This window comes from Flavobacterium sp. 9AF (genome assembly GCF_902506265.1).
Classification (GTDB): Bacteria; Bacteroidota; Bacteroidia; order Flavobacteriales; family Flavobacteriaceae; genus Flavobacterium.
Window position 1 is genome coordinate 2,191,110 of the sequence record NZ_LR733556.1, and the last position, 21,305, is coordinate 2,212,414.

The window sequence follows — 21,305 nt, forward strand, 5'->3', positions numbered from 1 at the left end:
TGTCTAATTATCTAATTAAAAATATTATGTTTAAAAAAATATTAATAGCAAATAGAGGTGAAATTGCATTACGTGTAATTAGAACCTGTAAAGAGATGGGAATTAAAACTGTCGCAGTATATTCAACTGCAGATGCTGATAGTTTACATGTTCGTTTTGCAGATGAAGCAGTTTGCATTGGACCGCCTCCAAGCAATCTTTCTTATTTAAAAATGTCAAATATTATTGCTGCTGCAGAAATTACAAATGCAGATGCAATACATCCTGGATATGGTTTTTTATCTGAAAATGCCAAGTTTTCAAAAATATGTGAAGAACACGGTATTAAATTCATTGGTGCTTCTGCTGACATGATTGATAAAATGGGAGACAAAGCTACAGCTAAAGCTACCATGAAAGCAGCTGGTGTTCCTTGTGTACCAGGATCAGATGGTATTTTAGAATCTTTTGAACAAGCTCAAAAAATTGCCAAAGAAATGGGATACCCAGTAATGCTAAAAGCTACTGCTGGAGGTGGTGGAAAAGGTATGAGAGCGGTTTGGAAACCTGAAGACTTATTAAAAGCTTGGGAAAGCGCTAGACAAGAAGCTGGTGCAGCCTTTGGCAATGATGGTATGTACATGGAAAAATTAATTGAAGAGCCAAGACATATTGAAATTCAAGTAATTGGTGATTCTTTTGGTAAAGCATGTCACTTATCTGAAAGAGATTGTTCAGTTCAAAGGAGACATCAAAAATTAACAGAAGAAACACCTTCTCCTTTTATGACAGATGAACTTCGTAATAAAATGGGTGATGCAGCCGTAAAAGCAGCAGAATTTATTAAATATGAAGGTGCTGGAACAGTTGAGTTTTTAGTCGATAAGCATAGAAATTTCTATTTTATGGAAATGAATACGCGTATACAAGTAGAGCACCCAATTACCGAACAAGTAATTGATTATGATTTAATTAGAGAGCAAATTTTAGTTGCCGCTGGAGTACCAATTTCTGGAAAAAATTATTTCCCACAATTACATTCTATTGAGTGTCGTATTAATGCTGAAGATCCATATAATGATTTTAGGCCTTCACCTGGAAAAATAACCGTTTTACATTCTCCAGGAGGACATGGCGTTCGACTTGACACACATGTATATGCTGGATATACTATTCCTCCTAATTACGATTCTATGATTGCTAAATTAATTACAACTGCCCAAACCAGAGAAGAAGCAATTAATAAAATGAAACGTGCGTTAGATGAATTTGTTATTGAAGGAATAAAAACAACCATTCCATTTCATAGACAACTAATGGACGAGCCAGATTATGTAGCAGGAAACTACACTACAAAATTTATGGAAACTTTCGTTATGAAAGAAAAAATAGAAGACTAAAAAAAACTCCCAAATTTGGGAGTTTTTTTTTATGATAAATTGTTAATTAATCGCTCGACTTCTTCTTTTTGCATTGAATACTTCAATTGTAATTCCGAATTCTCTCCCATTCTTGCATAATATTGTAAGCCTTTGTTACCAAAATGTTTAAGATAAAAATTGGATACTCTTGGTATTTTAGGAAAATTGGTGTGAAATAACATTTCATAATAAGCTTGCCACTCTCTTTCATTTTTGTCTTCCACTAATGTTTCTAAAGCTTTTTGTTTTACATGAAGCATTTCATGAGCTAACAAATTTAAAATCAAAACTAGAGGAAATTCAAATACATTTTTAGGAATTTGAACTTTTTGTGGTTTTCCTAAAGCACCTATTGTAATCAAGCAAATAAAGTCTGGCTGGGCTGCTTCAGTAAGCTCAAAACCATCAAAATTGGAATGATTTAAATCATAAATATCTATTAAAAATTTAGCAGCTTCTATGCTTAACTCTAATTTTTGAAATGTTTTAACGGTTAACTCAATTTCTTCAAATGGCATCATAATCATAAAAATGAAATGGTTTGTGTTTTAAAGTGTTTCTTTCAACCATTTGAAAAATTCTCTTTGCCAAACCAATCCATTTTGAGGTTTTAAAACCCAATGGTTTTCTTCAGGAAATAACATAAATCTACTTTTAATTCCTTTTAATTGTGCTGCTTGAAAAGCTTCTTGACTTTGTCCAATTGGAACACGATAATCTTTGGCTCCTTGAATAATAAAAATTGGAGTGTCCCAATTGTTAATTAGAGTAATTGGATTGAATTCAGTATATGATTTTTGCGCTAATTTATTGTTTGTTTCCCAATATGCACCACCCATATCCCAATTAGTAAAAAACACCTCTTCTGTAGTACCAAACATACTTTGAGTATTAAAGATACCCGCATGAGCAATAAATGTCTTAAAACGCTTTTTATGAATCCCAGCTAAATAAAATACGGAATATCCACCATAACTTGCTCCAACAGCCCCTAATCTAGATTTGTCAACATAATTTTCTGTGGCTACATCTTCAATTGCACTTAAATAGTCATCCATTACTTGTCCGCCCCAATCTTTACTAATTTGTTCGTTCCAAGCAACCCCATGTCCAGGCATTCCTCTTCTATTTGGAGCGACAACAACATAACCTTGAGAAGCCATAACTTGAAAGTTCCATCTAAAAGAATAAAACTGAGATAAAGCTCCTTGTGGACCACCTTGACAGTATAGAAGTGTAGGATATTTTTTTGAAGCATCAAAATTAGGAGGTAAAATAACCCACACTAACATGTTTTTCCCATCGGTGGTTTTTACCATTCGTTTTTCTATTTTGGGTAAAGATAATTTATTATAAATATCGGTATTTACATGAGTAAGTTGGTTCCATTTTTTCTTCTTTAAATCGTAACTAAAAATTTCATTAGCATGATTCATATCGCTTTTAGTTACTAAAATCATATCTTCATGAAAACCAATAATTTGATTTATATCGAAATGTCCTGTTGTGATTTGATTTACACGAAGAGCTATTTTGGTTAAACCAGGGAAATTGACTTCAAACAATTGTTTAGTTCCATCTACTGGGGCTAAAAAATAAACTTTTTTACCATCTTTACTCCAAGTGAAACTATCTACTGTGCCATCCCAATTTGAAGTTAAATTTATATCTATTCCTTTATGTCGAACAATAATATCGTTTTTATCTGCTTCATAACCATCCCTTCTCATCTGCAACCATGACAAATCTCCAGAAGGAGAAAACTGAGGAGCTACGTCATAACCTAGATTCTTCTCTGTAAGATTGGTCGTGTTTTTAGTAACTAGATCGTATTCATATAAATCAGTATTTGTACTGGTAGCATAATTTGTTCCTTCTTTCTTTTTACACACATAAATTACTTTTGAACCATCTGGTGACCAAATATAATCTTCATCACCACCAAATGGTTTTTGAGGACAATCATAAGGCTCGTTATTTAATATATCAATTTCTTCTTTATTATCATTTGTAATTATGACGTGATTATGATGACCATCATTATAAGTATCCCAATGACGATAATCTAAAGCATTAAATATTTGTACATCACATTTTTCCAACTCTGGATAAAAATCTTTTCCATCAACTTTATCTATTTTAACTTCTTTACTACTTAAAGTCCATTTCTCATGTTTGTTTTTATCAAATAGTAAATCTTTATGATTATTAATGCTAATAGATTTGCCGCCAGCTATAGGAATACTAAAAAATTCGGAATTCGATTTATTATCTTCAACAGAAGGTGTACTAACTTTGTAGATAATATTCTTTCCATCTTTAGAAATTCCTAAGGGCGAAATCCTTCCTAATTTCCATAATAATTCTGGGGTCATAACTTCTTGAGCGTTTGCGGTTATTCCTGCCATGCTAATAAGTATTAAAGCTATTTTTTTCATTATGTTTGCTTTTTTATAAAGTCTAAAATTAGTTATTTTTAAAGAAATAGACGTTTAGAAATTCATAAAATAAAAAAGACCTTCAAATTGAAGGTCTTTTCTGTAAATAGATATTTTAAAATTATTGTTTGATAAAGCGTTTGCTTGTTACAAAATTATTATCTGAAATTTCAATTATATAATTACCTGCTGGTAACACAGAAACATCAATAGAATTGTTAGCAATTTTACCATTCAAAACATTTTGACCTACTAAACTATACACTCTAAAAGTAGCTTTCTCACTAACAGAAGTTAAATTTAAAATAGATGATGTTGGATTAGGATATAATGTAATTTCTGGTTGTGTAACAAAATTGCTTTCTTCTTTACCTGATGAAGTAATATTTACTGTATAATCTTCTACTTGACCATAGGTAAATGTTTCACAAGTTGAAGGAATAGCATTATATTTCATTGAAACTCTCATTCTGGTAGCTCCTAAATTTGCTGTAGTAGGAATAGTAATTGTTCCACTAATTGGAGTTGTTTTAGAAGCCGCTCTTGAATAAACTAATTCACCAGAATCTGCAAAATCTCCATCTTGATTAAAATCAATCCAAACCGCATATCCTTCATTATAAACAGTTCCAGTCCATAAAGGAGTAATTGTAATAGTTTGTGATGTTCCTCTACCAACATTTGTAGATAGGGAAGTAAAATCTTCATAACCAGCCGTACCAGTTGATGAGTTATCGATACTACCATACACTACACGAGCAATTCTTTCATCGTTAGTATTGTTTCCTTGTGAAGAACAGTAAGAAACAGTATTTGATAAAGTAGTTACACTTACGACATTACTAGAAGCAGAAATATTTCCTGCAGCATCTTTAGCTTTAACAGAGAAGCTATAAGTAGTTGATGGCGTTAACCCTGTTGCATTAAAAGAAGCTGTTGTTGCAGTTCCAATTTGAGTACTTCCTTGATAAACATTGTATCCTGTTACACCCACATTATCTGTCGAAGCGGTCCACGATAAATTAGTTGTTGTTTGTGTAGTTCCTGAAGCAGTTAAATTTGTAGGTGATGATGGTGCAGTTGTATCTGAAGATCCAGCAACAATATTTACTGTATAATCTTCCACTTCGCCATAAGAGAAAGCTTCACACGCTGTTGGAATACCATTGTATTTCATAGAAATTCTCATCCTTGTTGTTCCAGTTGAAGCCGTTAAAGAAACTGTAAAACTTCCAGAAGCTGGAGTTGAAGTACTTGCAGCTTTACTCCAAACTAATTCCCCTGCATCATCAAAATCTCCATCCTTGTTATAATCAATCCATGCAGCATATCCTTCACTATATACAGTTCCAGTCCATGTAGGAGTAACAGTTAAAGTATAAGCTGTACCTTGTGTCAAACTTGTAGATATACTAGTAAAATCTGTATATCCATTATTACCTGTAGAAGCATTATTAATAGTATTTAATTGTACCCTTCCTATATATTCGTCAGCTACACTATTTCCTTTAGAAGCACAATACGTTGGATCAGTTGTTCCCGTTAAAGTAGTTACATTTACTGTGTTACTTACAGAAGAAATATTTCCTGCAGCATCTTTAGCTCTTACCGTAAAGGCATATGCTGTTGCTGGTGTTAAACCTGTTACATTATATGTTGTAGTAGTTGATGAACCAATTTGAGTTCCATTTTGAAGAATATCATATCCTGTTACTCCTACATTATCTGTAGAAGCTGTCCAAGCTAAACTTGTGGTAGTTTGCGTAGTTCCTGATGCAGTTAAATTTGTTGGTGTAGATGGTGCTGTAGTATCGCCACCTCCTGAACCTGCTGTAATAGTAAAGTTAGTATTAGACACATCAAAGAAGATATGATCAGTACCTTTAACCATTATTCTACATTGAGTTGAAGGAGTGTTTGGAATTGTTACTGCTTGAGAACCATCATTAGGTGTTGCTGCCAACAAAGTAGACCAAGTAGAACCTCCGTTTGTAGAGATTAAAATATCAACGTTAGCACAGTTTACTCCATTAGCTGTTGTCCCAGCAACATTCCAAGTAATTGTTTGTGAAGAATTACCAGCATACGAAACCGCAGTATTAGGAGAAGACACAGAAAAAGGTCCTGCAGTACCATTAACAGTAACAATCATATCGTCACTATTATTTGCACTTCCACCTGCTCTATTATCACGAACAGTAAATCTAAAATTCATTGTTCTAGCTACAGAAGGTAAAGCTTCAACAGTAATTTCTGATCCAGAAGTTGTTGTTGCACCAGCTAAAACTCTTTCCATTTGAGGGAAATAGCGAACTGTAGCTGTTGAAGGCGAATAAGATCTAAAAGTAGGACCAGAAGTTTTTGTAGCACTCGCTGCCGAACTTGCTCCAGTTTGAGAAGAAGAAGCATTATCAAATTGCTCCCAACAAAAAGTTAATGCATCTCCATTAGCATCAGTACCAGAGCCAGTTAACATAAAAGGAGTACTTTTTGGTATTGTATAATCCAATCCTGCATTTGCTGTTGGTACAGAATTTCCAGTATCTGTTACTGTTGGACAAGTTTTATTTTTTATATTGTTCGTTACTTGTTGAATACTTATTGCATGAAAATAAGCATCTGAATGAGGTTGCACATCTTGACTTGTGATACCAGCATATCCCATGATTGTTGATCCTGAACCTGGTTCCATGTTAGCTCCTGTTCCTTCATTACTCATTGAAAAAGTGTGGTTCGCACCGAATTGATGCCCTAATTCGTGAGCCACATAATCAATATCGAAGTTATCTCCAGAAGGAATACCATCTGCAGGTGATGTATACCCGCTACCTTTTTGATTATTTACACAAACACAACCAATACAACCTGCATTTCCACCACCACCAGACGCTCCAAATAAGTGTCCTACATCATAATTAGCCTCTCCAATTACTGAAGTTAAAGTAGATTGTAATTCGCTATTCCAAGCACCTCCAGCTCCAGTGGAAGCATTCGAATAAGGGTCAGTGGAAGCATTTGTATAAATTACAGCATCTGTGTTAGAGATTAAAATTAATCTAACCCCAAAATCTTTTTCAAAAACACCATTCACACGAGTCATAGTGTTATTTATAGCAGCTAAAGCATTTGCTTTAGTTCCTCCAAAGTAAGCCGTATATTCTCCTGTTACTGACATAGCTAACCGAAAAGTTCTTAGTTTAGAATCGTCTGCATTTGGTCTTAATAGTTCACTTCCGTCAGGAGACATTTTGTGACTCACTTCATCGATTACACTACACTCAAATTTTGAGAAAGCTGCTTTTTTATCAGACTTTTTATATACCGTATAAGAAGATAAATCATTAGTATAAGGCTCTATAAATTCAGCTGCTCTATCAGCATGAAGTGTCATCGCTTGTAATCCTAAAGGAGAAATACTAAAATATATTGTAGAACTTGGGTTTTCAATACCTTGTCCTACATATGATTTAATTTGAGGATATCTAGCAGCCAGATCAGCATCCATATTAGAATATTCAACTATTTTAAAGTTTTCTAAAATACCTTTCGAATTTGGAAAAGATAAAATTACATTTGATTCTGTTGCTCTTGAACCTGGAGCAGGAACAGCAATCAATTTTTGTCTCATTTTCTGAAAATCCAAAGAAAAAAGAGTTGGATTTTTAATCATTACTTTATTAGCAATTACTTCAGAATTGGCCTTTTTTTGAGTGGTAACCCAAAAAGAATCTCCTTTTTGCCCAAAAGAGAAACTTGAAATTGCCAAAGCGGCAATTAAAAGGAATTTTTGTTTCATAATTTGTTCTTGTTTTGTTTTTAGCGTGCCAAATATATGTAATATATTTTGAATAAAATTACATTTTAAATATAATTATGGTTAAATCACGGAAAATAATTCATAAAACAAATAGTTTTATCAATAAAAATCTTATTTTTTTTAAATTTTAAAAAAATAATTAATTCTCCCTTTTAAAAAAATATCCGTATTTTCACACTTTTTAAAAATATGAGTTAAATGAAAAAAATAGCATTACATTGGCAAATATTGCTAGGAATGATTTTAGGAGTATTATTTGCTGTTGTTTTAATTCAATTTGAATGGGGTAAAGAAATAATTATTGATTGGATTAAGCCATTTGGTAATATATTTATCAATCTTTTAAAACTAATAGCAGTACCATTAATATTGGCCTCATTAATTAAAGGAGTATCAGATTTAAAAGATATTTCTAAATTATCAAAAATGGGTGGAAGAACAATAGGTTTATACTTAATAACTACAGTTCTTGCTGTTTCAATAGGATTAATTATTGTAAACATTATAAAACCTGGTAATTATATTTCGGAACAAACTAGACAAGAATTAATTACTGGTTATGCAAATGATGCAAATTCTAAAATTGCATCAGCTGAAAAACAAAAAGAAGCAGGTCCCTTGCAAGCTTTAGAAGATATAGTACCAAGTAATATTATAGGCGCATCTGCAGACAACGGCAACATGTTACAAGTTATTTTCTTTGCACTCTTCTTTGGTATTGCTTTAATGTTAGTTCCTCAAGAGATAGGCGCACCAGTAAAAGCTTTTTTTGACGGTTTTAACGAAGTGATTTTAAAAATGATTGACATTATTATGCTTGCTGCTCCTTTTGGTGTTTTTGCATTATTAGCTTCATTAGTAGCTGAATCTCCAAGTTTAGATTTGTTTCAAGCTTTAGCTATATATGGATTATGCGTTTTATTTGGTTTAATATTAATGATTGGAGTTTATTTAGTAATAGTTTATTTATTCACTAAAAAAACACCTAGTTTCTTTTTAAATGGAATCTCTCCTGCACAATTGCTAGCTTTCTCGACAAGTTCATCTGCAGCAACATTACCTGTAACTATGGAACGCGTGGTGGATAATTTGGGTGTAGACGATGAAGTTGCTAGTTTTGTATTACCAATTGGTGCTACTATTAATATGGATGGAACCAGTTTATATCAAGCGGTTGCAGCAGTGTTTATCGCACAAGCTTTTGGAATGGATTTAAGTTTTGGTGTTCAACTAGGAATTATTGCAACAGCCACTTTAGCCTCAATAGGTAGCGCAGCTGTTCCAGGCGCAGGAATGGTTATGCTAGTTATTGTTTTAGCACAAGCAGGTATTCCTGAAGCTGGTTTGGCTTTAATCTTTGCAATTGACAGGCCTTTAGATATGTGCAGAACTACCGTTAATGTAACAGGAGATGCAGCGGTATCATTGATTGTTGCAAAGTCTGTTAACAAATTAGAATAATAAACTTTTTTACATACATTTACGAAAACATTTTTGAGTGAAAAACAATAAATTATTCGTTGCTATAATTTTAGCATTATTAATAGGAGTTTTTGCTGGTGCTCTAATTCACTATTCGTTCCCTAATTATCAAAATCAATTTTCAACAAATATTAAATTACTAGGAACTATTTTCATAAGGATGGTTCAAATGATAATCGCCCCATTAGTTTTTTCCACTTTAGTAGTTGGAATTGCAAAGATGGGAGATTTGAAAATGGTAGGTCGCGTAGGAGGAAAAGCAATGATTTGGTTTATCACCGCTTCATTAATCTCATTATTATTAGGACTCATTTTAGTTAACACCTTAGAACCAGGATTAAAAACAGATATTTCTTTAAACGAACTTGATGGAGCTACCGAATTATTAGAAAAAACACAATCTTTTTCATTAGAAGAATTCATTAAACATTTAATTCCTAAAAGTTTATTTGAAGCTTTGGCTACTAATGAAATCTTACAAATTGTAATTTTTTCCATTTTATTTGGAATAGCTTTGTCTTCAATGAATAAAAAAGGAAAAAAAATTATTAATTTATTAGATATATTATCTCATGTAATATTAAAAATGGTTACCTACATTATGTGGGTTGCTCCACTTGGCGTATTTGGATCAGTATCCGCTGCTGTAGCAAAACATGGTTTTAGTATTTTTGGATTATATGCAAATTATCTTCTTGCTTTCTTTATTGGCATAATTGTTTTGTGGCTAATTCTATTATTTGTTGGATACTTATTTTTAGGAAAAAGATTATTTGTTTTATTACAAAGAATAAAAAGCCCTCTTTTAATTGCCTTTTCTACCACAAGTTCAGAAGCAGTATTTCCAAAACTTGTAGAAGAGCTTGAGCGTTTTGGTTGTCAAAATAAAATAGTATCTTTCACCTTACCATTAGGATATTCATTTAATCTTGATGGCAGCATGATGTATATGACATTTGCAAGTATTTTTATAGCTCAAGTTTATGGAATAGAGATGTCGTTAGGAGAACAGTTCACTATGTTATTAGTTCTAATGTTAACAAGTAAAGGCGTTGCAGGTGTTCCAAGAGCTTCATTAATAGTTATTGTAGCAACTTGCGCCATGTTTAGAATTCCTCCTGAGGGAATAGCTTTGATTCTTCCAATAGATCACTTTTGCGACATGGCCAGAAGTATGACAAATGTATTAGGCAATTCACTTGCCACAACAGTAATAGACAAATGGGAAACAAAATCTTAAAAAATGAACGACTTTAAATGGACAAAACTTTTTAATCCAGAGTTTTATATAACTATGGAAGTTGGTGGAATTCCAATAGGAATTTATATGGTTTTGTTCATCGTTTTTGCAGAAACAGGTTTGTTTGCAGGCTTTTTTCTTCCGGGAGATAGTTTACTATTTCTTTCAGGGATTTATTCCAGAGAGCTTGTTCAAACCTTCTTTTTTATCCCAAGCGACTTCTCTAATGTAACTGTACTATCATTATTAATAGCAACAGCTGCAACATTAGGTAACATGTTCGGTTATTGGTTTGGTGCAAGAAGTGGACAATTCTTATACAAAAAAGAAGATAGCTTTTTCTTCAAAAAAAAATACCTACTCCAATCTCAAGAATTTTTTCAAAAACATGGAGGTAAAGCCATCATTTATGCTCGTTTCTTACCTATTGTTAGAACTTTTGTTCCTATTATAGCAGGAATAGTACATATGAAGAAAACCAAATTTATGTTTTATAATGTGTTGAGTTCCTTAATGTGGTCTTTCTTTTTGGTTTTTGCAGGACATTATTTGTATGATATGTTTTTAAATGAATTTGATATTGATTTGAAAAAACATATTGAAAAAATTATTCTTATTTTAATTGCTGTTACTACTTTCCCTTTAGTGATGAAAGCCATTAAAGCTAAAAAGGCAACTACAAATTCTGACACATAATGTTTAGTTATTGGGAATTAAAAAATTGGTTTACCCATGTAGATTACACTATTGTAGGTAGTGGAATTGTAGGTTTGCATTGTGCTCTTACTTTAAGAGAAAACTTCCCAAATGCCAAGATTTTAGTTTTAGAAAAAGGAATTTTACCACAAGGTGCCAGTACAAAAAATGCTGGTTTTGCTTGTTTTGGGAGTATTTCGGAAATAATTCATGACCTAAAAAATCATAGTGAAGAGGAAGTAGTCCAATTAATTCATAAAAGAGTAACTGGTCTAGAATTGTTGAGAAATAGATTAGGAGATACTACTTTAGATTTTAAAGGATATGGTGGGTATGAATTGTTCTTAAAAGAAAATAAACTTTTTTATGAAGAATGTATGGACCAAATCCCTTTGGTAAATGCACTTTTAAAACCCTTATTTAAAAGTGAAGTATTTCAAAAAAAAGAAAATTATTTTCATTTTAATTCAGTTTTCCAATCACTTATCTTTAATCCTTTTGAAGGACAAATTGATACTGGAAATATGATGCAGGCTTTACTAAAAGAAGCGGTTATTAATGATATTTTAATCCTTAATCAACAACAAGTAACTTCTTTTAGCGATTTGAATGATAAGGTGGAAGTGGTTACCAATGAAATCTCATTTTTCACTCAAAAATTATTTTTTGCTACTAATGGATTTGCCGCTCAATTAACTAAAAATGAATTGCAACCTGCTAGAGCACAAGTGTTGATTACAAAACCTATTGAAAACTTGCATCTAAAAGGAACTTTTCATTTAGACGAAGGCTATTATTACTTTAGAAATATTGGAAATAGAGTACTTTTTGGAGGAGGCAGAAATCTCGATTTTGAAGGTGAAACCACTACAGAACTCACTCAAACAAAAATTATTCAAGACCAGTTGGAGCTATTGTTAAAAACTGTAATTTTGCCAAACACTTCACATGAAATTGAGCATCGATGGAGTGGTATTATGGGTGTTGGGAAGCAAAAAAAACCGATTGTAAAACAACTTTCTAACAATGTATATTGTGGTGTGCGATTAGGAGGTATGGGTGTGGCAATTGGAAGCTTAGTTGGTAAAGAATTAGCAGAATTAGTATAGCGTATGGCAAAAAAAACTACTCCGAAAAAGAAAAATACAAAAACGACCAAAAAACGTACTTTTGGTCAAAAATTATTTCGTTTCGTTTGGAAAACTATTCTTTGGTTTAATATTATTAGTATTTTTTTTGTTTTACTTTACAAATTTGTACCAGTTCCTTTTACGCCATTAATGGTAATCAGAGCATTAGAACAAAAAGCTGATGGTAAAGAAATGAGTTATTCCCATCATTGGGTCTCTATAGATAATATTTCCCCTAACTTACAAAAAGCGGTCATTTCAAGTGAAGATGGCAAATTTTTTGAGCATAACGGTTTTGATTTTTCAGCCATGCAAAAAGCTTTTGAAAAAAATCAGAAAGGCAAAAAAATCAGAGGAGGAAGTACCATATCGCAGCAAACCGCAAAAAATGTTTTTCTTTGGCCAGGTAGAAGCTATATTAGAAAAGGCTTTGAGGCTTATTTTACTTTTCTAATTGAATTATGCTGGAGTAAAAAGCGAATCATGGAAGTATATCTAAACAGTATAGAAATGGGTGATGGTATTTATGGAGCTGAAGCTGCTTCCAAATATTGGTACCATAAACAAGCAAAAAGCTTATCTAAATATGAAGCCGCTGGCATTGCAGCAATATTACCCAATCCTAGAAAATACAATCCAGTGCGATCTACCAATTATATGAATAGAAGAAAAGCGACCATCTCGAAATATATTGGTTACACCAAATTAGAATATTAAAAAATACTAAAAATAGAATAGCCGAAAATTAATTTTCGGCTTTTTTTGTGTCTAAATTCGGGCTAGAAAGATGTTTTTTAAAATTAATTTAACTTTTTTAAAACCAAGCGTAACTTTTCTACGTAAGTGTAGAAAAGTGTAAAACTGAAACAATTAGATATTATGATTAAAAAACAATTACTATTCATTTTAGCTGTAACAACATTGGGATATGTGAATTCAGCTTATTCACAAAGTCCAATTAGTGGATTCATGCAAGGGAAAGGGAAAGGAAATATTTCTCTTTCATATAATTCAGAGAAATATGATCAGGTGTATTTAGTGCCTAATTTAGCAGACGGAGTGCCAATCTTTAATGAAGTGCAAATTACAAGCGCTTCTTTGTATGCTACTTATGGAGTAACAGATCAACTTGATGTAGTTTTTTCTTTACCTTATATTACTTCAAAAGGAAATGCTTCTGAAGAAGTGTTGAATAATTTAGATTATGAAAACAAAAGAAGCGGGGTACAAGATGTTTCTGTTTTTGTGAAATATAACCCATTTTATTTTGATTACGGTGCAACTTCTTTACGTTTAACAGCTGCTGTAGGAGTAAAAACACCTCTAGGAGGTTATGAAGAAAATGAAGGATTACAATCTATCATTGCAATTGGAAACAGAAGTACTACTGTAAGTGCCATTGGTTTAGCAATGTTCAAAATGGACTCAGGATTTTTTGCTACAGGACAATTTGGCGGAAATTTCGCCTCTAATGAGGTGCCAAACTCTTATATATCTGAACTTAAGTTAGGGTACGCTGTTTCTAAATTTTATGGAGATGCTTATCTAGCGAATCAAAATTCTACTAGCGGTGTAGATATTTTAGGAGAAGGATTTCAAGGCTTCTTTCCAGCAACAAGAGTAAGTTATACTAAAATTGGAGCAAACGTGTATGTTCCGGTTTACCAAGAATTTGGAGTAGCTACTGGAATAAGTACGTTGTTAGCTGGAAGAAATATTGGAAAAGCAACGGGTGTTTACGGTTCCTTAGTATACAAATTTTAATAACTAATTCTAAAAATTAATAAAATGAAAAATATAAATATAAAAAGTGCCTTATTTGCCTTAATGTTACTTTCAACTTTTGCTTCTTGTGATAATGATTACAAAGAAGAAGCACCATCCATTGCTTCAATTGCAGTTAGAAACGATGCTTTTAGTACCTTAGAAGCAGCTGCTATTCAAGGTGGAGTGGCTGTAATCTTAAGTAATCCAAACCCAAATGATCCTTCGGGAGATTATACTGTTTTTGCTCCAACTAATGATGCATTTGCTAAACTAGGACTAGTAGACGGAGGAAGTTTAGGTGTTTTACAAAATAGCTTTTTAACAAATACTTTATTATATCATGTTTCTAACGGAAATTTATTAGCCAATCAAATTATGGATGGTGGTACATCAACTTCCGCTTTAGGATTTGATAGACGCTTTGTAATGCGAGGAGGTGATTTGTATATTAATGGTTCGAAAATTATAATTACAAATGTGTCTGCAAGTAATGGCACTGTTCATGCCATTGATAAAGTAATGCTAGCAACGGGTGTTAATATAGTAGAATCTGCTTTATTAATGAATGATGCAAAAGTCTTTAAAAACCCCGAACTTACGTTTTTAGTACAAGCGGTTGTTACATCTGGTTTGGCACCCATTTTAGCAGATGAAAACAATCGATTTACCATTTTTGCTCCTACAGATGCAGCCTTTAAAGCTGCTGGATTTGAAACTCTAGAACAAGTAGCAAATGCGGATCCATCATTTTTACAACAAGTATTATTGAATCATGCAATTGCTGATGGAGGAACATTTACTTGCGAACAAACGAATACCACAGCAATTACAGCTGGAGGTAATACCTTAACATATAGCCCTTTTCAGAATGGTGCATTTACTGTTTTAGGAAACAGTAATACTATTCCTGCCAATATGGTAATTCCAGATATTTTATGTTCTAATGGAGTGGTTCATGTTATAGACACTGTTTTACTACCTTAGTTAGTCAAATATTTTATAAAAAATAGTTAAATCAGAAATTAAAAAGATTTTGATTTAACTATTTTCATTTTACAATATTAGGAGCTTTTAAAAAATTCAAATTAATTAGAGCAAAATACCTTTAGAAAAGAAAAAAGCTTTTTCGGAAAAAAAATGTTTAACAACTAAAAAATATAGTTGTAATTTGTGTTTTTTAATGTAATTTGAAAAGTATTTTTTTACATATAATATTATTGTTTGTAGGTATTCTTTTACAGGCACAAACACCTACACGTTTTCAAATAACCGAGAAGGACGGTTTGCCTGATTATGAAATTTATGATCTTATTGAAGATAAAGAAGGTTTTATTTGGATAGCTGCAAATAAAGGTCTTTATCGCTATGATGGAAAAGAGTTTTTACATTTTAATCATCCTAAAAAAAGAGGATTATCTGTATTTGGATTAACGTTAGATTCAGAAGGTAAGCTTTGGTGTAATAATATATCGGGACAGATTTTTTTTATAAAAGATGAAAAAATGGAGCTCTTTTATGACTTTCAAAAAAACATTAGTGGTAAACTTCCAGAATTTATAGTCAATAATAAAGATTTACTTATTGCAACAGAAGAAGGCTTGATTGAAATAGATTTGAAAACTAAAAAGAAAAGAATAATTAAAGACTTCAGTATTGAATCTTCTATGTATCATGCCCCTTTTTATTATAAAAATAAATTATACCTTCTTCATGGCTTGAATTTACTAACTTATAATAATAACACATTTAAAAAAATAAGAAGCTTTAATTCTATACTCTCTAAAGGAAATTATAAAATTTCTCCTCTACAACTAAACAATGGCATCCTTTTTTCAATCTATTCAAATAAACAGTTTTTCGAACTTTATTTAGATGATAAGTGGATAAAAATTGCAACACCTAAAGAATTACAACAACTACAAATAAATCATTTTTTTTATTATAATAATGAAATTTGGATAGCAACTTCTAAAGGTGTTTTCGTTTACCAAATTAATTTTAATCAAGAATTTTTACTCAAAAACAAACTCTTAGAGGATGAAAATTGTACTACTATTTTAGAAGACAAAAACCACAACTTTTGGTTTAGTACTCTAGACAATGGAATTTTTGTGATACCTAATTTGTCAATTGTTAAAACAAATAGCTTAAAAAATGAAATAATTAGTGATTTTGAATATTTTGACACCAATACATTATTATTTGGAACAATAGATGGTAAGGTAGGTTGGATAAATACCAAAACTTTACAAACAAAAATATTTCCTTTACAAACTAAATCTAAAGTTACCAAAATAGCATTGGATACAGTAAGAGATCAAATTTATATAAGCCAAGAAAATTATGGTTATGTTTGGAATATAAAAAAAAATGAGATTTATAATTCCCCACAGTTAAGCTTGGCAAAAACAATAGTTATAACACCAGATGCACTTATTTTTGGAACATATAATAAATGTCTCAAATTAAAATTCATCGATCAACCTTATCCACTTCTTCAAAATACATCACTCAATAATATTCCTAATTTTAATTCTAAACCTTATCTTTTTCAACCCACCATCATTAGAAATAAAAGAACTTATACTGCAACATCAAATAATGATAGAGCATACTGGGTAGGTTATGTAGATGAACTTTATTTTTATGATAATTCCCAACCATATAAACCTATAAAATATAATAATAAATCTGTCTTTGCCATAGATATGGTATCAGATAAAACTACTTGGATAGCTACTTTTGAAAACGGTCTTTTATCTGTAAACAAAAATAAGATTACCAAATCTTATTCTACCAATGAAGGTTTGCTATCGAATGAATTAGGAAAAATCCAAACCGACTCTTCCTTTCTTTGGATTACAACAAATAAAGGTTTACAAAGATTCAACAAAACAACACAAAAATTTGACAATATACTAAAAAGTGATGGCTTAGAAACCTATGATTATTATGATATACAACCTATAGGCAATTATTTATTTCTTAGTTCAAGAAGTGGTGTATACCGTATTGATAAAAGGAAATCTTTTAAAAATAACCCTACTCCAACTATTTTTTTTACGAATATCGAAACAAATGGAATAAATCAAAAAATAAATAATGTATATGATTTAGATTTTAATAACAGTTCTATTAAAATAGCTTTTAATGTAACTGGATTTCAAAAAGAATCCTTTATAGATTATGAATATAGGTTACTTCCTCAAAATAAAAATTGGCAAAAAACAGATAACGGAATCAATTTTTTAAGATATAACAGTTTATCTGTAGGCCAATATATTTTTGAAGTTCGTGCCAAACATAAAAATGGCTTGCCTTCTAAAAAGAAAAGTATAATTTTCGTTGTCCATGCTCCATTTTGGCAAAAATGGTGGTTTTACACAATAATAGTTATAGTAATATTGGCTTCAAGTTTGATGTACCAAAATTATAAAAATCAAAAAAAAGCAAAAGAACAACAACTTACACTTGAAAAAACGAAAATAGAAAGAGAATTATTATTTTCTCAATTGGAAAATCTACGTTCTCAAATGAATCCACATTTTATTTTTAATGCATTAAATTCAATACAAGAATATATAATGACAAATGAAAAAGATATGGCTAGTACTTATCTTGTAAAATTTTCTCGTCTTATAAGAATGTATTTAGATCATAGCAGAACCCAAGAAGTGATTCTAGAAAACGAAATAAATGCCTTACAACTCTATTTGGATTTAGAAAAAGATAGATTTGAAGATAGTCTAGATTACACTATAATTTTTTCAAATGAACTTATAAAACAGTCCATTTATATTCCCTCTCTTTTTATTCAACCCTATGTAGAAAATGCAATAAAACATGGTTTATTACACAAGATTTCTAATCGTAAACTCGAAATAAAATTTTATCTTTTGAAAACAATTTTATTTTGCGAAGTATTTGACAATGGTGTAGGCAGAATTGAAGGCCAAAAAATAAAAAATGCCAGACCCGAAAATCATCAATCTTTTGCAACATCAGCAAACGAAAAAAGAGTCGATTTATTGAATAAAACGAGAAAAAACAAAATTAAAGTTACCATACATGATTTGTACAATAAAGAAAATCAAGCTTGCGGTACAAAAGTCATAATTGAAATACCTATTAAAAAAAATGAAAGCGATAATAATTGACGATGAAGCAAAATCGAGGAAATTAATTCAAATCATCATTCAAGAAAATTGTAAAGAAATTGATGAGATTTTTGAAGCTTCTGATTTAGAATCAGGAGTAGCATTAATAAAACAGCAACAACCTCATTTGGTTTTTTTAGATATAGAAATGCCAAAATATTCAGGATTACAAATTTTAGAATTTTTCCAACCTTTCGAAATCAATTTTCAGATTATTTTTATTACGGCTTATAATGAATATGCTTTACGAGCATTTAAATTAGCAGCAGTAGATTATTTATTGAAACCTATTGATAAAACAGAATTTATACAAGCAGTTCAAAAAGCAAAAACTATTTTAGAAAATGAAAAAGTAAATCAAAATTTGGAAGAATTAAAAAAAGCTTTTCAACAGCTATCACTAAATAAAATAGCTTTAGAAATCCCTAAAGGAGTTCTTTTTGTCTCACATGATGACATCTTATTATTTGAAGCCGATGGAATGTACACTAAAGTATATTTAAAAGAAGGACAAAGTCAATTAATTTGTAAACCTTTAAAACATTTTGTGGAGCAATTACAGCAAAAAGCTATCTTTTATAAACCACATCGTTCCTACTTAATTAATTTAAAACACTTAAAAGAATTTTCAAAAAACGAAGGCTTTTATCTAATTATGGAAAACAATAAATCAATTCCTCTTTCAAAAGAGAAGAAAGAAGAATTTTTAAATTTAATTAATGATGTTTTCTAAAAAAGTCTGTTCAGAAAAAAAAAAGGACGTTTCAGAAAAAAAAGAAAAAAACTAAAAGCATTCCGAGTCAATTTTGTTTCATAAATAAAAAAATTATGAAAATAAAATTACTTTCTTTTTGGCTTTTATGTAGTATTATTGCTTTTGCACAAGTACCTACAAATGGATTAATTAAAGAATATTTATTTACAGGAGGAAGTTTAACATCAACTGTGCAAACACCATTACAAAACGGAAATGTTGATCTTTTACAAACAGGTTCTTCTGTGAATGATAATGATCGCTTTCAAAATTCGTTACCAGTAAATTCTAATGCTAAACGACTAAACGGAGCTGTTTTGCGATCGGGTTCTACAGCTTCAGCTAATGTACAAAGTTATTCATTTAGCTTTTGGATTAATGCTGAGACAAATGCATCAACTAAGTGCGTTCTAAGTCAAATTTCGTATAATTATCCTTATGCAGATGTTGGATCAAGAGTTTTATTGCTAAATGGTAAATTAGCATTTTTGTCTCGTGTTCGTTTAACACCAACCTATTTATTACAAAGCTACAATGAAACGCCAATTAGTTACCTAGATAATAGCTATTTATGGCATCATATCGTAATTGTAGTTGAAACTTCATTAAATGAAACCCCAAATACTAATGGTGTCGATTCTGATTTTCAATTTACATACAAAAGAAAAATCTATATCGATAATCATTTAGAATATGATGAGACCCAGACCGCGCAAGAAACTACTACTCCTGGAAGTATTCATCCATTGGTAATGGATCCTTCACAAAATCTATCTATAGGAGCGATTAATACTTCAGACCCTTTTAATAGCGCAACTAATTACAATGATAAAATTGATGACTTTAGGTATTATGAAGTAGCATTAACAGATACTGATGTAAATGCTTTGTTTGAAGAAAATGTGGTTCCAGGGCCTATTTTTGTAGATGCTGTAGCAACAGGAACAGGAGATGGTTCAAGTTGGACAAATGCTTACACTACATTATGGGAAGCAGTTAGCTTAAATACATTTAAAAAAGATATTTGGGTAAAGTCTGGAACATATAAATATCCAGGTCAACAATATCAAGGGTTTGAGTTTTTCTCTCATACCAATATCTACGGAGGTTTTAATGGTACTGAGACAGATTTATCACAAAGAAATCCTCAAAATAATATTACTATTATAAGTGGAGATACAAATGGAAATGATTCCACTAATTCCAGCGATATTGTTTATAATCATTATACCAGAAGTGATAATAAATATCATACAATTATCTTAGATGATGGTGTACAAAATTTAGTAATCGATGGATTTACTATTTCTGGAGGGAATGCAAATGGAACTACAAATACTTCTGGAAGCAATCAGTTTTATAGAACGAGAGGTGGTGCTATACAAGTTATGGGAAAAAATAATGGAGAAACTATTTCAGCTACCTTTAGAAATTGTATTTTTCAATATAATTCAGGTGTAGAAACAGGAGTTTTTGGGGTATATTATAATACGAGTTCTTCTAATGTAACTTATGATGTAAACTTTGAAAATTGTATTTTTAAAAATAACAATTCTTTAAATGGAAGCGCTATGTTGCATGTTGGAGCACTTGCATCACAATGGATAGGTAAAGGGAAAATCATAAATTGTTTATTTCATGATAATGTTTCTTCTAATGGTGCTGCAGCAATTTATCTTTTCGCAAGTACAAATGGAGGCGGATCATCACAAAATGGTTTGGATATAGACATCATTAATTCAACTTTCTCGAAAAATAGAGGAGGAACTATTTCAGGAGGGCCTAATCAAGTATTACGGTTTGATAATGCTAGTAATTGCGGATTTTATAATAATATACTTTTTGGAAATGCTAGCAATGGAAACCAATCTTCTATTCCAACATTTTATCACCCTTCTCCAGTAACCAATTTACCTGAAATGCTCAATAATATTACTGAAGGATATGCTACGGGTACCAATGCAAATGTTAATCCATTATTAAATACAGATTTTACTTTACAGCTTAATTCTCCAGCAATTAATACCGGAAACAATAATTACATTCCTTCTTCAATTTTAGTGGATTTAGCAGGAAATAATAGGTTTATAGGAACAATAGACAAAGGCGCTTATGAATACGATGGCTCATTAACCAATACTCATTTCACACAATTTACAGATTTTTCAGTTTATCCAAATCCTACTAATGGCATAATCTTTATAAATACAAAAGAACAAATTGAGAAAATGATTTTGTATACATTAGACGGTAGAATACTATTGGAAAGTAATAACAACTTTCTAAATCTAAGTCAATATCCTTCAGGAATGTATATTTTAAGTTTAAAAACCAAAAATGGATTGGAAGGAAGTCAAAAAATTATTAAAAATTAAAGTTGATAGCTCTATTAACATTTTAAGGTATATCCATGTTGTTCTTAAT

The 21,305-nt window shown here is 31.1% G+C and carries 14 protein-coding genes; 11 read left to right on the forward strand and 3 right to left on the reverse strand.

The window, feature by feature from the left end:
- The first annotated feature begins 26 nt into the window (after positions 1-26).
- Positions 27-1,379 (forward strand): acetyl-CoA carboxylase biotin carboxylase subunit, encoded by a 1,353-nt coding sequence (accC, locus tag HALO113_RS09885; protein ID WP_159778867.1) that lies wholly within the window; start codon positions 27-29, stop codon positions 1,377-1,379.
- 29 nt (positions 1,380-1,408) lie between these two features.
- On the opposite strand, the gene HALO113_RS09890 is transcribed toward accC, so the two are convergent.
- From HALO113_RS09890 to HALO113_RS09900, 3 genes are all read right to left on the reverse strand, one after another.
- On the reverse strand, positions 1,409-1,921 hold the full coding sequence (locus tag HALO113_RS09890) for a hypothetical protein (protein WP_370519368.1): 513 nt from the start codon (positions 1,919-1,921) through the stop codon (positions 1,409-1,411).
- A gap of 27 nt (positions 1,922-1,948) precedes the next feature.
- Positions 1,949-3,838, reverse strand: a complete 1,890-nt coding sequence (locus HALO113_RS09895) for a S9 family peptidase (RefSeq protein ID WP_159778868.1) — start codon at positions 3,836-3,838, stop codon at positions 1,949-1,951.
- A 121-nt stretch (positions 3,839-3,959) separates the two neighbouring features.
- Complete coding sequence (locus HALO113_RS09900; protein ID WP_159778869.1) at positions 3,960-7,634, reverse strand: reprolysin-like metallopeptidase; 3,675 nt, start codon at positions 7,632-7,634, stop codon at positions 3,960-3,962.
- 219 nt (positions 7,635-7,853) lie between these two features.
- On the opposite strand from HALO113_RS09900, the gene HALO113_RS09905 reads away from it, so the two are divergent.
- From HALO113_RS09905 to HALO113_RS09950, 10 genes are all read left to right on the forward strand, one after another.
- Positions 7,854-9,116 carry a dicarboxylate/amino acid:cation symporter gene (locus HALO113_RS09905; RefSeq protein ID WP_159778870.1) on the forward strand — a complete coding sequence of 421 codons (1,263 nt, stop codon included), beginning with the start codon at positions 7,854-7,856 and terminating at the stop codon, positions 9,114-9,116.
- 37 nt (positions 9,117-9,153) lie between these two features.
- Entirely contained in the window at positions 9,154-10,377 is a 1,224-nt protein-coding gene (locus tag HALO113_RS09910) for a dicarboxylate/amino acid:cation symporter (protein WP_159778871.1), read from the forward strand.
- A gap of 3 nt (positions 10,378-10,380) precedes the next feature.
- Positions 10,381-11,073 (forward strand): DedA family protein, encoded by a 693-nt coding sequence (locus HALO113_RS09915; RefSeq protein WP_159778872.1) that lies wholly within the window; start codon positions 10,381-10,383, stop codon positions 11,071-11,073.
- Positions 11,070-12,182, forward strand: a complete 1,113-nt coding sequence (locus HALO113_RS09920; protein ID WP_159779595.1) for an FAD-binding oxidoreductase — start codon at positions 11,070-11,072, stop codon at positions 12,180-12,182. The genes HALO113_RS09915 and HALO113_RS09920 overlap by 4 nt, the downstream gene beginning before the upstream one ends.
- Positions 12,183-12,185: 3 nt before the next feature.
- Positions 12,186-12,920: a monofunctional biosynthetic peptidoglycan transglycosylase gene (gene mtgA / locus HALO113_RS09925; RefSeq protein WP_159778873.1), complete on the forward strand. Its 735-nt coding sequence runs from the start codon at positions 12,186-12,188 to the stop codon at positions 12,918-12,920.
- Positions 12,921-13,082: 162 nt separating this feature from the next.
- The gene (locus HALO113_RS09930; protein ID WP_159778874.1) at positions 13,083-13,967 is read left to right on the forward strand and encodes a hypothetical protein; all 885 of its coding nucleotides are present in this window, start codon (positions 13,083-13,085) and stop codon (positions 13,965-13,967) included.
- 24 nt (positions 13,968-13,991) lie between these two features.
- Positions 13,992-14,954: a fasciclin domain-containing protein gene (locus HALO113_RS09935; RefSeq protein ID WP_159778875.1), complete on the forward strand. Its 963-nt coding sequence runs from the start codon at positions 13,992-13,994 to the stop codon at positions 14,952-14,954.
- A gap of 203 nt (positions 14,955-15,157) precedes the next feature.
- A complete protein-coding gene (locus tag HALO113_RS09940; RefSeq protein ID WP_159778876.1) occupies positions 15,158-18,127 on the forward strand; it encodes a histidine kinase in 2,970 nt (989 codons plus the stop codon).
- Positions 18,108-18,860 carry a LytTR family DNA-binding domain-containing protein gene (locus HALO113_RS09945; protein ID WP_159778877.1) on the forward strand — a complete coding sequence of 251 codons (753 nt, stop codon included), beginning with the start codon at positions 18,108-18,110 and terminating at the stop codon, positions 18,858-18,860. Before HALO113_RS09940 ends, HALO113_RS09945 begins: the two co-directional genes overlap by 20 nt.
- 95 nt (positions 18,861-18,955) lie before the next feature.
- Positions 18,956-21,256, forward strand: a complete 2,301-nt coding sequence (locus tag HALO113_RS09950; RefSeq protein WP_159778878.1) for a T9SS type A sorting domain-containing protein — start codon at positions 18,956-18,958, stop codon at positions 21,254-21,256.
- Positions 21,257-21,305 lie beyond the last annotated feature (49 nt).

Bases quoted from the DNA above. Each gene is read 5' to 3' on its own strand.
- accC (WP_159778867.1), top strand. From the start codon at position 27: ATGTTTAAAAAAATATTAATAGCAAATAGAGGTGAAATTGCATTACGT.
- HALO113_RS09890 (WP_370519368.1), bottom strand. From the start codon at position 1,921: ATGATGCCATTTGAAGAAATTGAGTTAACCGTTAAAACATTTCAAAAA.
- HALO113_RS09895 (WP_159778868.1), bottom strand. From the start codon at position 3,838: ATGAAAAAAATAGCTTTAATACTTATTAGCATGGCAGGAATAACCGCA.
- HALO113_RS09900 (WP_159778869.1), bottom strand. From the start codon at position 7,634: ATGAAACAAAAATTCCTTTTAATTGCCGCTTTGGCAATTTCAAGTTTC.
- HALO113_RS09905 (WP_159778870.1), top strand. From the start codon at position 7,854: ATGAAAAAAATAGCATTACATTGGCAAATATTGCTAGGAATGATTTTA.
- HALO113_RS09915 (WP_159778872.1), top strand. From the start codon at position 10,381: ATGAACGACTTTAAATGGACAAAACTTTTTAATCCAGAGTTTTATATA.
- mtgA (WP_159778873.1), top strand. From the start codon at position 12,186: ATGGCAAAAAAAACTACTCCGAAAAAGAAAAATACAAAAACGACCAAA.
- HALO113_RS09930 (WP_159778874.1), top strand. From the start codon at position 13,083: ATGATTAAAAAACAATTACTATTCATTTTAGCTGTAACAACATTGGGA.
- HALO113_RS09935 (WP_159778875.1), top strand. From the start codon at position 13,992: ATGAAAAATATAAATATAAAAAGTGCCTTATTTGCCTTAATGTTACTT.
- HALO113_RS09945 (WP_159778877.1), top strand. From the start codon at position 18,108: ATGAAAGCGATAATAATTGACGATGAAGCAAAATCGAGGAAATTAATT.
- HALO113_RS09950 (WP_159778878.1), top strand. From the start codon at position 18,956: ATGAAAATAAAATTACTTTCTTTTTGGCTTTTATGTAGTATTATTGCT.